Source organism: Streptomyces chiangmaiensis (assembly GCF_036281785.1).
Lineage (GTDB): Bacteria > Actinomycetota > Actinomycetes > Streptomycetales > Streptomycetaceae > Streptomyces > Streptomyces chiangmaiensis.
The window spans coordinates 1-14,475 of sequence record NZ_JAYWVC010000011.1; the positions used below are offsets into that span (position 1 = coordinate 1).

11 protein-coding genes and 2 pseudogenes are annotated in these 14,475 nt (G+C 71.1%); 2 read left to right on the plus strand and 11 right to left on the minus strand.

Annotation, left to right across the window (positions count from 1 at the left end; translation table 11 throughout):
• Nucleotides 1-67 precede the first annotated feature (67 nt).
• Entirely contained in the window at nucleotides 68-1,009 is a 942-nt protein-coding gene (locus tag VXC91_RS05740) for a 2-hydroxyacid dehydrogenase (RefSeq protein WP_329505573.1), read from the minus strand.
• A 75-nt stretch (nucleotides 1,010-1,084) separates the two neighbouring features.
• Here VXC91_RS05740 and VXC91_RS05745 point away from each other — a divergent pair, with 75 nt between their 5' ends.
• Both VXC91_RS05745 and VXC91_RS05750 read left to right on the plus strand, forming a co-directional pair.
• On the plus strand, nucleotides 1,085-2,083 hold the full coding sequence (locus tag VXC91_RS05745) for an aldo/keto reductase (protein ID WP_329505575.1): 999 nt from the start codon (nucleotides 1,085-1,087) through the stop codon (nucleotides 2,081-2,083).
• A 127-nt stretch (nucleotides 2,084-2,210) separates the two neighbouring features.
• On the plus strand, nucleotides 2,211-3,377 hold the full coding sequence (locus tag VXC91_RS05750; protein WP_329505576.1) for a PQQ-dependent sugar dehydrogenase: 1,167 nt from the start codon (nucleotides 2,211-2,213) through the stop codon (nucleotides 3,375-3,377).
• A gap of 14 nt (nucleotides 3,378-3,391) precedes the next feature.
• On the opposite strand, the pseudogene VXC91_RS05755 reads toward VXC91_RS05750, so the two are convergent.
• From VXC91_RS05755 to VXC91_RS05800, 10 genes and pseudogenes are all read right to left on the minus strand, one after another.
• Nucleotides 3,392-3,745: pseudogene (locus tag VXC91_RS05755) on the minus strand (helix-turn-helix domain-containing protein); the annotation flags it as partial.
• 627 nt (nucleotides 3,746-4,372) lie between these two features.
• On the minus strand, nucleotides 4,373-4,561 hold the full coding sequence (locus tag VXC91_RS05760) for a hypothetical protein (RefSeq protein ID WP_329505577.1): 189 nt from the start codon (nucleotides 4,559-4,561) through the stop codon (nucleotides 4,373-4,375).
• 199 nt (nucleotides 4,562-4,760) lie between these two features.
• Nucleotides 4,761-5,315 (minus strand): hypothetical protein, encoded by a 555-nt coding sequence (locus tag VXC91_RS05765; RefSeq protein ID WP_329505578.1) that lies wholly within the window; start codon nucleotides 5,313-5,315, stop codon nucleotides 4,761-4,763.
• 35 nt (nucleotides 5,316-5,350) lie between these two features.
• Nucleotides 5,351-5,925, minus strand: a pseudogene (locus VXC91_RS05770) (GNAT family N-acetyltransferase).
• Nucleotides 5,903-8,143, minus strand: coding sequence for an MMPL family transporter (locus VXC91_RS05775; RefSeq protein WP_329505579.1), 2,241 nt, complete (start codon nucleotides 8,141-8,143; stop codon nucleotides 5,903-5,905). The pseudogene VXC91_RS05770 and the gene VXC91_RS05775 overlap by 23 nt, the downstream one beginning before the upstream one ends.
• Before the next feature lie 273 nt (nucleotides 8,144-8,416).
• Nucleotides 8,417-9,931 carry an Asp-tRNA(Asn)/Glu-tRNA(Gln) amidotransferase subunit GatB gene (gatB, locus tag VXC91_RS05780; protein WP_329505580.1) on the minus strand — a complete coding sequence of 505 codons (1,515 nt, stop codon included), beginning with the start codon at nucleotides 9,929-9,931 and terminating at the stop codon, nucleotides 8,417-8,419.
• Between the two features lie 15 nt (nucleotides 9,932-9,946).
• On the minus strand, nucleotides 9,947-10,189 hold the full coding sequence (locus VXC91_RS05785) for a hypothetical protein (RefSeq protein ID WP_329505582.1): 243 nt from the start codon (nucleotides 10,187-10,189) through the stop codon (nucleotides 9,947-9,949).
• Nucleotides 10,186-11,688 carry an Asp-tRNA(Asn)/Glu-tRNA(Gln) amidotransferase subunit GatA gene (gene gatA / locus VXC91_RS05790; protein WP_329505583.1) on the minus strand — a complete coding sequence of 501 codons (1,503 nt, stop codon included), beginning with the start codon at nucleotides 11,686-11,688 and terminating at the stop codon, nucleotides 10,186-10,188. The genes VXC91_RS05785 and gatA overlap by 4 nt, the downstream gene beginning before the upstream one ends.
• Nucleotides 11,689-11,694: 6 nt before the next feature.
• Nucleotides 11,695-11,991 (minus strand): Asp-tRNA(Asn)/Glu-tRNA(Gln) amidotransferase subunit GatC, encoded by a 297-nt coding sequence (gatC, locus tag VXC91_RS05795; protein ID WP_329505585.1) that lies wholly within the window; start codon nucleotides 11,989-11,991, stop codon nucleotides 11,695-11,697.
• Nucleotides 11,992-12,132: 141 nt separating this feature from the next.
• Nucleotides 12,133-14,403, minus strand: a complete 2,271-nt coding sequence (locus VXC91_RS05800) for a putative bifunctional diguanylate cyclase/phosphodiesterase (protein ID WP_329505587.1) — start codon at nucleotides 14,401-14,403, stop codon at nucleotides 12,133-12,135.
• Nucleotides 14,404-14,475 lie beyond the last annotated feature (72 nt).

Here is a 14,475-nt window from a genome sequence, read left to right on the forward strand (position 1 = left end):
CTCACATCATGCGCCGTCCGGACCGCGTGCACGCCCCGCGACTCCCCCGTGCCCGCGCCCGGTGGCTCTAGGCGCCGGTCGTCAGCACCACGTTCTGCAACGGCTCCCCCTGCGCGAATCGGTTCAGCTGGGAGCTCAGGAGGCGCTTGACGCGGGGCCAGAACGCCGAGGTGGGACCGCCGACATGCGGACTGATCAGCACGCGGGGCGCATGCCACAGGGGGTGCCCCTTCGGCAGCGGTTCGGGGTCCGTGACGTCGAGGGCGGCCATGAGGCGGCCGGTCTCCAGCTCGGCGAGCAGCGCCCCGGTGTCGACCACCGCCCCGCGCGCCATGTTCACCAGCAGCGACCCGTCCTTCATACGGGCCAGAAAATCGGCGTCGGCCAGCTCTTTCGTTTCTTCCGTGAGCGGCGTGACGAGCACCACGACATCGGCATCGGGAAGAAGTTCCGACAATCGGGAGAGAGGATGCACGGGACCGCGCGCTGTCTCGCGCTCGCGGCGCGCGACGCGCGCCACCCGCGCGACCTCGAACGGCACGAGCCTGTCCTCGATGGCGGCGCCCACGGCCCCGTAACCGACGATGAGGACGGACTTGTCGGCGAGGGCGGGACGGAACCCGGCCCGCCACTCCTCGTGGTCCTGTCCCCGGACGAAGTCGGGGATGCCGCGCAGCGAGGCGAGGATCAGGGCGAGGGCGAGTTCGGCGGTGCTGGCGTCGTGCACTCCGCGCGCATTGCACAACCGCACGCCCTCGGGCAGCCGGGACAGGCCCGGCTCGACGTGGTCGACACCGGCGGAGAGCGTCTGCACGACACGGACGGACGTCATCGCGGCCATGGGGCGCACCGCGACCTCGCTGCCCTTCATGTAGGGAACGGCGTAGAACGCGCAGTCGGCCGGGTCCGCGGGATAATCCGGGCCGCCGTCCCAGAACCGGTACGTGAGGCCCTCGGGCAGACCCTCGATCTCGTCGGTACGGAACGGAAGCCAAACCTCGACAGTCATGGCCAGGAGGCTATGCGAAGCCTCGGACACCGCATTCGTTAGGTTGGGGTGCCAGGAAAGGGAGGGCACGGCCAGGTGGAGCGCAGGACGATCGGCGCCGCGACGCTCGAAGTGGGGGCGGTGGGACTCGGGTGCATGCCGATGAGCTGGGCCTACTCCGGTTCGCGGCAGCGCGGCGACGAGTCCGCACGGACGGTGCACCGGGCACTCGATCTGGGGATGTCGCTGCTCGACACGGCGGACATGTACGGGCCGTTCACCAACGAGCTGCTCGTGGGCCGGGTGCTCAAGGAGCGGCGCGCCGAGGCCTTCGTGTCGACCAAGGTCGGCCTGCTGGTGGGCGAGCAGCACATCGTGGCCAACGGCAGGCCGGGCTACGTGAAACGTGCCTGCGACGCGTCGCTGCGCCGGCTGCAGACGGACGCCATCGACCTCTACCAGCTGCACCGCGCGGATCCCGAGGTCCCCGTCGAGGAGACCTGGGGCGCCATGGCGGAGCTGGTGCGGGCGGGCAAGGTCCGGGCGCTGGGGTGGTGCGCCATGGGTGTACGGGGCGGACGGCGGTCCGGGGCCCGGCTGTACGACGACACGATCCGGCAGCTGGAGCGGGTCCAGCAGGTTTTCCCGGTGAGCGCGGTGGAGGCCGAACTGTCGGTGTGGTCGACGGAGGCCCTGGACGCGCTGCTGCCGTGGTGCGCGGCGCGCGGGGTCGGCTTCCTGGCGGCGATGCCGCTCGGCAACGGCTTCCTGACCGGCACCCTGACACCGGGCGAGGGCTTCGAGCCCGACGATCTACGTGCCCGGCACCCGCGCTTCACGGCCGAGATGATGGCGGAGAACCAGCCGATCGTGGCCGGACTGCGGCAGGTGGCCCGGCGACACGGCGAGGATGTCACCCCCGCGCAGGTGGCACTGGCCTGGGTACTGGCACAGGGACCTCACGTGGTGCCGGTACCGGGGGCCAAGCAGGAGCGCTGGGTCACCGAGAACGCGGCCGCGTCCGCACTGTGCCTGAGCCCGGAGGACCTGTCGGACGTGGCGGTCCTGCCGGCGGCACAAGGGTCGTGGGACTGACACCGGATCCCGCCCTGCACCCGGGCGTGCATGCGACGAGGGCGCCACGGTCTCGATCGCCGCGGCAGGGAACCGTCAAAGGCCCGGGCGGTGTAGGAAAGGAAGAGGGCACCGCGTCGAAGGGACCGTGATCGTGCAACGTCGAGCTGTGACATCCGTGTTGGCCGCGTCCGCACTGCTGCTCGCGGCGGGCTGCTCCTCCGGTGGCGGGGACACGCCGGGCGGCCGGAGCGGCTCGTCGAGCAGCACGGCACCGGAGGCCTCGGACTCCCGGCAGGCGGACGGGCAGCCTCCGCCGGCGACCGGTTCGGTACGGGTGGTGCGCACCGTCGCGGCGGACCTCAAGACGCCCTGGGGCCTCGCGCCGCTGCCCGGCGGCGGACTGCTGCTCGCCGACCGTGACGACGGCACGATCACGCGGATCGACGACAAGACCGGGAAGAAGACGGTCCTGGGCACGGTGCCCGGCGTCTCGGCGGCCGGCGAGGGCGGGCTGCTGGGTCTCGCCCTCTCCCCCGACCATGCCTCGGACCACCTGGTCTACGCGTACCTCACGACGGACTCGGACAACCGCATCGTGCGCATGCTGTACGACCCGAAGAAGCCGTCCGGTGAGCAGCTCGGGGCGCCGGACACGGTCTTCAAGGACATCCCGAAGGGAATGATCCACAACGGCGGCCGGATCGCGTTCGGCCCGGACGGGATGCTCTACGCCGGCACCGGCGAGTCGGGCGACCGGGGTCTGTCCCAGGACCGCGACTCCCTGGGCGGCAAGATCCTGCGCATGACCCCCGAGGGCGAGCCGGCGCCCGGCAACCCCTTCGGGAACTCGGTCGTCTACTCCTACGGTCACCGCAACGTCCAGGGGCTCGCCTGGGACGGCAGACAGCGACTGTTCGCCTCGGAGTTCGGCCAGGACACCTGGGACGAGCTGAACGCGATCAAACCGGGCGACAACTACGGCTGGCCGATCGCCGAGGGGAAGTCCTCCGATCCAACGTTCCACAACCCGATCGCCCAATGGCGCACCGACGAGGCCTCCCCCAGCGGCATCGCCTACGCGGAGGGCTCCATCTGGATGGCGGGCCTGCGCGGAGAGCGGCTGTGGCGCATCCCGCTCAAGGGCACCAAGTCGTCCGCGCCGCCGCAGGCGTTCCTGACGGACACCTACGGCCGTCTCCGCACGGTGGTCTCGGCGGGTGGGAACAAGCTCTGGCTCACGACGAGCAACACCGACGGCCGGGGCACGCCGTCCAAGACCGACGACCGAATCCTGGAGGTGGAGGTGTCGTAGACCGGCACCAGGGGTCACCCCGCGGCCAGGCGGTCCCCGGGCTCCGCCGGGAACAGCCGCAGCCGATGGGCCAGCGCGGCGGCCTCGCCCCGCCCCGAGAGGCCCAGCTTCGCCAGGATGTTGGAGACATGGACGCTGGCCGTCTTCGGGGAGATGAACAGCTCCTCGGCTATCTGGCGGTTGCTGCGCCCGGCCGCGACCAGGCGCAGCACGTCCCGCTCCCGGTTCGTGAGCCCCAGGGACTCGGCCGGATCGACCACGGCGGGCCGCACCGCGCACGTCGGGGTGAGCCGGGCGCGACGGCCGAGCAGGGCGACCGACTCCGCGAGCGGCCGGGCGCCGAGGTGGTCGGCCACCGCGGCGGCCATGGTCTTCCCGACTCCCGCCTCACCCCCGATGAGCAGCGCCTGCGGCTCTCCTCCGCTGCCCGACGCCTCGGAGCCACCCCGCCGGCGCGGACCAGCGCGTCGTGCAACGCCTCCAACTCATGGGCGCGACCGACGAATACGGGGCTCACGGACCTGGTCTCCACGCTCCCGAGGATGACACGGGCCTGCGACAATGCGGGACCGAATATCGCCGGCCGCGCACCGGGCACGTGAGACCGCGGCACCGGGAGGTGGGACACCCTGCCCTGCACCGCCGGGTCCGAAGCCGGGGCGGGGGCGGCACGCGGCGGCACCCGCACGGCGGACGGCGCCTGCGGCGCCACGCGCCGCCCGGCCGGATTCCGGGCCCGGGCCGCCTTCGGCGCCGGGGCCGCCACGGACCCGGCGCCGTCACCGGTCGGCGTCGGCGCACGCCTTCCGAGAACCGCTTCGTCCACGGACTCGCAAGCGGCCGCGGACGAGGGCGCCCCCGCCCGTGACGCCGCAACGTGGTCCGGGCCGGTGGCCCGGGTCCTCGTGGGCCTCGGCGGATCGGGACGGCCGTCTTTCGAGCGGCCGTCCCGAGGGAGCGCGGCGCCCGTCCCGCCGCCCTCCGGCGCCGCGCGTTCACGCGGTGCGGGCGACGCGGCGGGGCCGATGCCGGTCGTGGCTATGGTCGCCGCCTTCCCTTTCGGGCTCCTGGCCGGTCCTGCGGGCGTCGCGGCGCCCACGCAGTGCCTCCCGGCTGAGCCGGTAGAGCTCCGCCTGGCGGATCAGCTCCGCGGAACGGATGTGGTGGAGTTCGTGCTCGAACATGGTTCTTCCCCCAGAGGACGAATCGGTTGTCGATCTCGCTCGTTGCGAGGCCTCAACTTTCGTCCCCCAGGGGGCTACGCCACATCGGGAGAGTGCCGCATCTATCGCGGTGCACGGGGCCTTAGATGCGCGCAGGGGGTCCCAGGGCCTGCGTAAGGATGCGCCGCAAGCCCTAGGACCCCCTCGGGTCTGTCCCGGCTCAGCCGGCGGACGGCAGCCCGAGCAGGACGTCGGTGTACTTCAGTACGGCCAGGAGCAGACCGATGACGCCCAGCGCCACACCGGCCCAGGCCGCCGACTTGATCCAGGCGGCCTGCGGCCGCCTCGGCACCCCGAACGCCGGACGGGCCAGGACCACGACACCCACGAGCAGCGCGGCCAGTGCGAACAGGCCGCCCCACAGCGCGGTGGCCTGCCAGGCGTCGCCGTACACCTCCTGGATCTGCTTGGCGACGCTCGCCGAGGACGAGGTCTGCAGCTGACCCACGAGGTTCTCGCGGGCGGAGGCCACGGTGCCGACCCAGCTGCCGGTCAGGGAGACGATGCCGAGCCCGGCGGACACCACCGCTCCGGCACCCTGGCCCACCCCCGACGGCCCCTCGGGCGCGGTCTCGTCGGACACGTCTTCGTTCCCGGGCTCCTCGACCGTGTCGCCGGCCGTCTTCTCGGCCTCGATGGCCTCCCCCTTCTCCTCGTCGTTCGTCGCCTCGGCGCCGATTACGGCCCCGGCCTCGTCAACTGTCTTGGTTCCCATGCCTCGCACCGTACGGACGCTGTCTGAGAGGTCTCTTAACGATCGTCGCGGGCGCCTCGCGCGCGTGCCGCCCGCCACTCGGGCGCGAGCACCGACCACACTTCGGTGTCCTGGCGTACGCCGCGGTACACGTAGTTCTGCCGCAGCACGCCGTCTCGGCTCATGCCCAGCCGCCGCGCCACATTGATGCTCGGTACGTTGGCGGACGACGCGTACCACTCCACACGGTGGATACCGCGCTCGTCAATCGCCCAGTCGACAAGCACCCGCATCGCACGTGTGATCGGCCCCCGCCCGGTCCCGGCGGGCTCGAGCCGGCAGCCGACCTCGCAGGTGCCGCCCGCCGCGTCGAAGACGCGGAAGAGCACGCCCCGAGGGCTTCCCGTCCAGCCACAGCCCGTGCAGGCTTCCGTTGTCCGCGGCGCACCTGTCGGCGTACGACTGGAGGATCTCCCTGGCGGAGCCCACGTCCGTGGCGCCCGCACCGCACGGGATGTGCTCGGTGATGAAGTCCCGCCCGCGGTCAATGTGCACCAGGAACTCCTCGGCGTGCCACGGCTCCAGCGACCGCAGTCCGGCCCCCGTCGTCATCCAGGGATATCGCGTACATCCCTGTGCGGCTCGTTCGCCAGGACGCCCACCAGCGCGTCCTCGTCCGCGCACTGCTCCGGAATCGTCGCACGGCATTCCGCCGGCTCGATGCACAGACGCGGCAGCCGGCGCTCCAGCCAGGTCGGCAGCCACCAGTTGGCGCCGCCGAGCAGGTGCATCAGGGCGGGGACGAGGAGCGTGCGCAGCACAAAGGCGTCGAGGGCGACCGCCGAGGCGAGCCCGATGCCGAACATGGTGATGACCCGGTCACCGCTGAGCACGAAGGCGAGGAAGACCGAAATCATGATGACGGCCGCAGAGTTGATCACCCGGCCGGTCTCGGCGAGGCCCACGCGCACCGCGCGCCGGTTGTCGCCGGTCTCCAGCCACTCTTCGTACATGCGGCTGACCAGGAACACCTGGTAGTCCATGGAGAGCCCGAAGAGCACCGAGACCATGATCACGGGGAGGAAGGGCTCGATCGGCCCGGCCCGGCCGAGTCCGAGCAGTTCGCTCCCCCAGCCCCACTGGAAGATCGCGACGACCACGCCGAACGCGGCGGCGACCGCGGCCAGGTTCATCACGGCGGCCTTCAGCGGGATGGCGAAGGACCGGAAGGCCAGCAGGAGCAGCACACAGCCGAGGCCGATCACCACGCCCACGAACAGCGGCAGCTTGCCGACGATCACATTCGCAAAGTCGTCATAGACGGCCGTGATCCCGCCGATGTGCAGATCGAGGCTCGTGCCCTGCTCGGCGCGCGGCAGCACCTCGGAGCGCAGCCGTTTCACCAGTTCACTGGTCTGCTGCGACTGCGGGGCGGAGTCCGGTACGACGGTGAGGTAGGCCGTGTTGCCACCGGTGTTGTACGTCACCGGGGTCACCGAGGCGACGCCCGGGGTGGCCGCGAGCGTGCTGTCGAGGTTGTCGAGTGCGAGCTTGTCCTCGGCGCCTCCCACCGGGGTGACCAGGGTGAGCGGGCCGTTGACGCCGGGCCCGAAGCCCTCGGCCATGAGGTCGTAGGCCTGCCGGGTGGTCGACGACTTCGGGTCGTTGCCCTGGTCGGAGGTGCCGAGATGGAGGGAGAGCGTGGGCAGCGCGAGCATGGCCATGACGGCCAGGGCGACGACGCCGAGTTTCTTGGGGTGGCGTTCGACGAAGGCGGACCAGCGGGCGGAGAGCCCGGTCGGCACCTCGGGTTCCGGCCCGTGTTCGTGCAGCCTGCGCCGCTCACGCCTGCTGAGGGCGCGCGGGCCGATGAAGGACAGCAGCGCCGGCAGCAGGGTCACCGAGGCGGCGACCGTGAGCAGGACGGTCAGACTGGCGGCGATCGCGACGCCGTTGAGGAAGCCGAGGCGCAGGATCAGCATGCCGAGGAGTGCGATGCACACGGTCGCACCCGCGAAGACCACGGCCCTTCCAGTGGTGGCGACGGCGTCCTCGGCGGCCTCGTCCACCGGGGTGCCGCGCTTCAGGCTGCGGCGGTGCCGGGTGACGATGAACAGCGCGTAGTCGATGCCGACGCCGAGTCCGATGAGCATGCCGAGCATGGGTGCGAAATCGGCGACGGTCATGGCGTGCCCGAGCAGTCCGATGCCGGAGTACGCCGTGCCGACCCCGATCAGCGCCGTGGCGATGGGCAGCAGGGAGGCGACCAGCGATCCGAAGGCGAGGAACAGGACCAGGGCGGCGACGGCCACTCCGACGATCTCGGCGAGGTGCCCGCCCGTCGACTCGGTGACCCCGACGGCGCTGCCGCCCAGCTCGACCCTCAGGCCGTCGGTCCGGGCGGACTCGGCGGTGTCGACGACGGTCTTGGCCTCGCCCTTACCGATGTCCTCGGCCGACCGTTCGAAGGTGATGGTGGCGTACGCCGTGCGGCCGTCGCGGCTGATCTGGTCGCTGTGGCCGTCCTTGTAGGGGCTGGTGACGGCGGCGACGCCGGGAAGGTCCGCGATCCGGTCCAGGGTGTGGGTCATCGTCTGCTCGACGTCGGCGGCACGCACGCCTTCGGGGCCGGTCTGCCAGACGACGGTGTCACTGTCGCCGCCGAGTCCGGGGAAGCCCTGGTCGAGCAGCCGGGCGGCACGGTGGGACTCGGTGCCCGGGATGCCGTAGTCGCCCGAGTACGAGGAACCCGCCGCGGTGGAGGCGGCGGTGACACCGGCGAAGGCGACCAGCCAGAGCAGAAGGGTGACGAGGCGGTGGCGAACACACCAGCGTGCGAGGTCTGCCAACGGACGTGCCCCCCTGGGAGCGATTCGTGGATCTTTGACCGGGAACAGTCGGCAATGAACTGAACATCCCGGAAAGAACGCATGAGCAATACCCATCACTCTGGCAGCCGGAAGAGATCGTTTGTCGCTTTCGTGGGCTTCGTCACAAAGACAGGAGCAGAATCACAGGAACAATCGCCGCGTCTTCCTTGCTAAATAAGGTTTCAGTAAGCGACACAGGGGCGGCCCATCTCATGCGATGGACCGCCCCTGTAGGCCGTTCTGCGACTGATCTCAGCCCTCGCTGACGCCCAGCTTCTCCAGGATCAGCTCCTTGACACGCGCGGCGTCTGCCTGGCCGCGGGTGGCCTTCATGACCGCGCCGACCAGGGCGCCGGCCGCGGCCACCTTGCCACCGCGGATCTTGTCCGCGATCGCCGGGTTGCCGGCGATCGCCTCGTCGACGGCGGCGGTCAGGGCGCCCTCGTCGGAGACGACCTTCAGCCCGCGCTTCTCGACGACCTCGTCCGGCGTGCCCTCGCCCGCGAGGACGCCCTCGATGACCTGGCGGGCGAGCTTGTCATTCAGATCACCGGACGCCACCAGCTTGGCGACACGGGCGACCTGCTCCGGCGTGATCGGCAGCTCCTCCAGGGTCGTGGCCGACTCGTTCGCGTGGCGGGCGAGCTCGCCCATCCACCACTTGCGAGCGGAGGCCGCGTCGGCGCCCGCCTCGATGGTGGCGACGATCGGGTCGAGCGCACCGGCGTTGAGGATCGCCTGCATGTCGATGGCCGAGATGCCCCACTCCCCGAGCAGCCGGGTGCGGCGCACGAGGGGCAGCTCCGGCAACGAGGCCCGCAGTTCCTCGACCCACTCGCGCGGGGGGGCGACGGGCACCAGGTCGGGCTCGGGGAAGTACCGGTAGTCCTCGGCCTCCTCCTTGGTGCGGCCCGAGGTCGTTGTGCCGGTGTCCTCGTGGAAGTGGCGGGTCTCCTGGATCACCTTGCCGCCGCCGTCGAGCACGGCGGCGTGGCGCTGGATCTCGAAGCGGGCCGCGCGCTCGACGGAACGCAGCGAGTTGACGTTCTTCGTCTCGGAGCGGGTGCCGAACTTCTCGGCGTCCTTCGGCATCAGCGACAGGTTCACGTCACAGCGCATCTGGCCCATCTCCATACGGGCCTCGGAGACGCCGAGCGCCCGAATGAGCTCGCGCAGCTCACGGACGTACGCCTTCGCCACCTCGGGCGCACGCTCGCCCGCGCCGACGATCGGCTTGGTGACGATCTCGATCAGCGGGATGCCGGCGCGGTTGTAGTCGAGCAGCGAGTGGGAGGCGCCGTGGATACGGCCGGTGGCGCCGCCGACGTGAGTCGACTTGCCGGTGTCCTCCTCCATGTGGGCACGCTCGATCTCCACGCGGAAGGTCTCGCCGTCCTCCAGCTGCACGTCGAGGTAGCCGTTGAAGGCGATCGGCTCGTCGTACTGGGAGGTCTGGAAGTTCTTCGGCATGTCCGGATAGAAGTAGTTCTTCCGGGCGAAGCGGCACCACTCGGCGATCTCGCAGTTCAGTGCGAGACCGATCCGGATCGCGGACTCCACGCCGATCGTGTTGACGACGGGGAGCGCACCGGGCAGGCCGAGGCAGGTGGGGCAGGTCTGCGAGTTCGGCTCGGCGCCGAGCGCCGTGGAGCAGCCGCAGAACATCTTGGTCCTGGTGCCGAGTTCGACATGGACCTCAAGGCCCATGACGGGGTCGTACGACGCCAGCGCGTCCTCGTACGACACCAGGTCGGTCATGGTGGTCACGGTGAAACTTCCCTCTCAGCCCAGCAGGACGTCGTCGTCGCCCAGCCGCTTCAGCTCGCGGTAGAGGATCGCGAGGCCGGTGACGATGGCGGCGGCGGACACGGCCGCGTCGAGCAGTCGCAGCGTGTCGTTCTCGAGGCGGGCCTTCTTGGCCTGCTTCGCGACACCGATCGCGCCGAACGCGGTGGTGGCCATGGACAGGTACATACCGGACTTGGACTTCTTGAAGCCCTTGGCCTTGGACAGTGCCGTACTCACAGCGACGGAGCCTCCTCGAGAAGCGGGTGCCCCCACTTTTCCACGAAGGCGGCCTCGACGGCGGCGCCGACCTTGTAGAGGCGTTCGTCCTTCGTCGCCGGGGCGATGATCTGCAGGCCCACCGGGAGGTTGTCCTCCGGCGCGAGGCCGCAGGGCAGCGACATGGCGGCGTTGCCGGCCATGTTGACCGGGATGGTGCACAGGTCCGCCAGGTACATGGCCATCGGGTCATCGGCACGCTCGCCGATCGCGAAGGCGGTGGTCGGGGTCGTCGGCGAGACGATCACGTCGACCTGTTCGAAGGCCTTCTCGAAGTCGCGGGTGATGAGCGTACGGACCTTCTGTGCGGAGCCGTAGTACGCGTCGTAGTAGCCGGAGCTCAGGGCGTACGTGCCGAGCATGATCCGGCGCTTGACCTCGGGGCCGAAGCCCTCCGCACGGGTGAGGGAGGTGACCTCCTCGGCGGAGTGCGCGCCGTCGTCGCCGGCGCGCAGGCCGTAGCGCAGACCGTCGAAACGCGCCAGGTTACTGGAGCACTCGCTCGGGGCGATCAGGTAGTACGCGGCCAGCGCCAGATCGAAGGAAGGGCAGTCCAGCTCGACGATCTCGGCGCCCAGCTCCTTGAGGAGGGCGACGGACTCGTCGAACCGCTGGATGACACCGGACTGGTAGCCCTCGCCGCGGAACTGCGTGACGACACCGACGCGCATGCCCTCCACGCTGCCGCTGCGCGCGGCCTCGACGACCGGCGGGACCGGGACGTCGATCGAGGTGGAGTCGAGCGGGTCGTGTCCGCCGATGACCTCGTGCAGGAGAGCGGCGTCCAGGACCGTACGAGCGCACGGCCCGCCCTGGTCGAGGCTGCTGCTGAAGGCGACCATGCCGTAGCGGGAGACTCCGCCGTACGTCGGCTTGACGCCGACCGTGCCGGTGACGGCGGCGGGCTGGCGGATGGAGCCGCCGGTGTCGGTGCCGATGGCCAGGGGCGCCTGGAACGAGGCGAGCGCCGCGCTGGAGCCGCCGCCGGAGCCGCCCGGGATGCGGGTGAGGTCCCAGGGGTTGCCGGTCGGCCCGTAGGCACTGTTCTCCGTCGACGACCCCATGGCGAACTCGTCCATGTTGGTCTTGCCGAGGATGACGACGTCGGCGTCCTTCAGCTTCTTGGTGAGGGTCGCGTCGTACGGCGGGATCCAGCCCTCGAGGATCTTGGATCCGACCGTCGTGGGCACACCCTTGGTGGTGAAGATGTCCTTGAGCGCGAGCGGCACACCGGCGAGCGGGCCGAGCTTCTCGCCCCGCGCCCTCTTCTCGTCGACGGCGCGGGCCTGCGCCAGCGCACCGTCGCGGTCGACGTGCAGGAAGGCGTGCACCTTCTCGTCGACGGCCTCGATTCGGGCGAGGTGGGCCTCGGTGACCGCGACGGCGGTCAGCTCTCCGGAGGAGATCTTCTCCGCGATCTCGGCAGCGGTGAGCCGGATGATGCTGTTCTTGTCCGTCATGGCGGGCTACTCCTCCCCCAGGATCTGCGGCACCTTGAAACGCTGCTGCTCCTGGGCCGGGGCGCCGGACAGCGCCTGCTCGGGGGTGAGCGACGGACGGACCTCGTCCGAGCGCATGACATTGGTCAGCGGCAGCGGGTGAGAGGTCGGCGGTACGTCTTGGTCGGCGACCTCGCTGACGCGGGCGACCGCGCCGATGATGTCGTCCAGCTGGCCTGCGAAGTGGTCGAGCTCTTCGGGCTTCAGCTCCAGACGCGCCAGCCGGGCGAGGTGGGCGACCTCCTCGCGCGTGATGCCAGGCATGCAGCGATCCTCTGGGGTGAGTGTGTGTGGTTTGGGCCCAATCCTATGGCGCCGGTCCGGATGCCCGCGCCTGGGTTTACCCGTGGCCCACCGCCCGGGGTCCGCTTGCCGCTCGCGGCCGGCCCGCGGACGGGAACCCGGCTACTCGTCGCTCGTCGCCGCGGGAAGTGCCGCCCGGGGCCGTCGCCAGCCCTGCGCGCCGCGCGCGAGCAGCCATGTCGTGGTCTCCTCCGCCGGCATCGCCGCGGCCACCAGCCAGCCCTGCACCGCGTCGCACCCCAGATCGCGCAGCCGCTCCCATGTCTCGTCGTCCTCGACGCCCTCGGCGATGACGAGCAGGCCCAGCGAATGCGCGAGGTCGACCGTGCAGCGCACGATCTCCCCGTCCTCGGCGTCCACCGCCAGCCGTGCCACGAACGAGCGATCGATCTTCAGCTCGCTGACGGGCAGCCGCCGCAGATGCACCAGCGACGAGTACCCGGTGCCGAAGTCGTCCAGCGACATCTTCACGCCGTGCCCGGCCAGCGCGGCCAGCGTGTCCGCGGCCCGCTGCGGGTCCTCCAGGAGCACGTGCTCCGTTATCTCCAGCTGCAGGGCGCCCGCGGGCACCCCGTGCCGCGCCAGCCGGGCGGCCACCGCGCCCGCGAAGCCGGGGGTGTGGACGTCCCGCGGCGAGACGTTGACGGCCACCGGGACCTGCAGCCCCTGCGCCCGCCACCGCGCCACCTGTCCGAGCGCGGTCTCCAGCACGTACTCCGTCAGGTGGGGCATCAGCCCCGAGGACTCCGCTATCGCGATGAACTCGTCCGGCGGCACCTTGCCGCGCTCGGGGTGCACCCACCGCACGAGCGCCTCGAGCCCGGCGACATGCCCGTCGAAGCGCACCTTCGGCTGGTAGTGCAACTCCACCTCGTGCGCTTCCAGCGCGCGCCGCAGATCTCCCAGCAGCCCGAGCCGGTCCGGAGTGTTCGAGTCCCGCTTGGACTCGTACACCTCCACGCCCGTACGGTCCCGCTTCGCCTGGTACATGGCCACGTCGGCCCGCCGCAGCAGTCCCTCCGCGTCGAGCGCATGGTCGGGGAAGACGGCGACGCCGGCGCTGGCCTCCAGGACGAGCGTGAGTCCGTCGAGGTCGAGCGGCGAGCTGAGGGCCGCGACCAGGTTGCGCGCCACCCTCGACGCCGACGTGGTGGAGTCCGCGACGGGCAGTAACACGGCGAACTCGTCGCCTCCGAGCCGCGCGGCCTCCGCCCCGCGCGGCAACGCCAGCCGCAGCCGCTCCGCTATCTGCAGGAGCAGCCGGTCGCCGGCGAGATGGCCCAGCGTGTCGTTCACGGAACGGAAGCGGTCGAGGTCTATCAGCATCAGCGCGGCCCGTGCCCCGATCCGCTCGGCGTCGTCGAGCGCCGTCCAGGTGCGCGCCAGCAGCCACTGCCGGTTCGGCAGCCCGGTCAGCGGATCACGCAACTGCTCCTCGGCGCGGGCCCGGGCTATCCACAGGGTGGAGTCCAGGGCGATGAGCGGTATGGAGAACAGTGGCAGCAGGACCGGGAGCGCGACGGCCACGACACAGATCAGCGGCGCGATGCCGAACAGCGCGACGGCCACAAGTCCCTGGCGGACCAGCGCCGTGCGCTCGACGGCGGGCAGCCCGTCGGTGTGCGGCGCGTGCGCGTACCACAGCAGCAGCCGGGTCACGGCCAGGTACGCGGTGGCCACGAGCACGACCTCGGGCGCGGTGAAGGCAGTCCAGTTCTGCGGGTACCAGGGCGCCTCGACGGTCGGCACACGGCCGAAAAGGGCCAGGACAAGTGCTCCGGCACCTATGCCGAGGATGTCGACCGCACCGTGCAGGATGCCTTGCCGCCAACGGCCCAGCCGGGCTATGCCGACCAGCATGACCACGGTGAGGCTGACCATCCCCGCGGGCAACCAGCCGTACAGCAGCAGGACGGCAAGGGTCAGGGCGGCGCCGGAACCGGTGCCGCCCCACCAGCGGGCGCGCCCGAGCGCGACCAGATGGCCGACGATGATGCCGGTGAGCACGGCCAGCGACCAGCCGACGGTGCCGGAAGGAAAGAGCGCGTGGTGTCCGTCGAACGCGTGATAGACACCGGCCACGAGGACGAGGCCGGCGGTCGCGACGATCGCGGTGGGCAGCGCGGGCCAGGAGCCGTGCTGTTCGCCGTCCTGCCCGTGCAGTGCCACCATCTGCCCGACGACCGGCGTTCCTGCCAGGGCGGGCACTCCCGGTCCGAGTGCCGTGCCGGAGATCCTCCCCTGCACGGCACTCGACGCGGGCGCACCCACGGGCCCCGACGGGCGCGCTGTCCGGCGGCCCGCCCGCCAGGTGCCGGTGATCCGGCATGCGGGCAGCCGTGAGTCCGGGGCGGCGCTCTCGGTCGGTTCCATTCCCGTCCCTCTCACAGCCGGCGGTGCCCACGCCACGCGGCCCGATACCCGACATTCCGTCAGGACCACCGC

Bases quoted from the DNA above. Each gene is read 5' to 3' on its own strand.
- VXC91_RS05740 (WP_329505573.1), bottom strand. From the start codon at position 1,009: ATGACTGTCGAGGTTTGGCTTCCGTTCCGTACCGACGAGATCGAGGGT.
- VXC91_RS05760 (WP_329505577.1), bottom strand. From the start codon at position 4,561: ATGTTCGAGCACGAACTCCACCACATCCGTTCCGCGGAGCTGATCCGC.
- VXC91_RS05765 (WP_329505578.1), bottom strand. From the start codon at position 5,315: ATGGGAACCAAGACAGTTGACGAGGCCGGGGCCGTAATCGGCGCCGAG.
- gatA (WP_329505583.1), bottom strand. From the start codon at position 11,688: ATGACGGACAAGAACAGCATCATCCGGCTCACCGCTGCCGAGATCGCG.
- gatC (WP_329505585.1), bottom strand. From the start codon at position 11,991: ATGCCTGGCATCACGCGCGAGGAGGTCGCCCACCTCGCCCGGCTGGCG.
- VXC91_RS05800 (WP_329505587.1), bottom strand. From the start codon at position 14,403: ATGGAACCGACCGAGAGCGCCGCCCCGGACTCACGGCTGCCCGCATGC.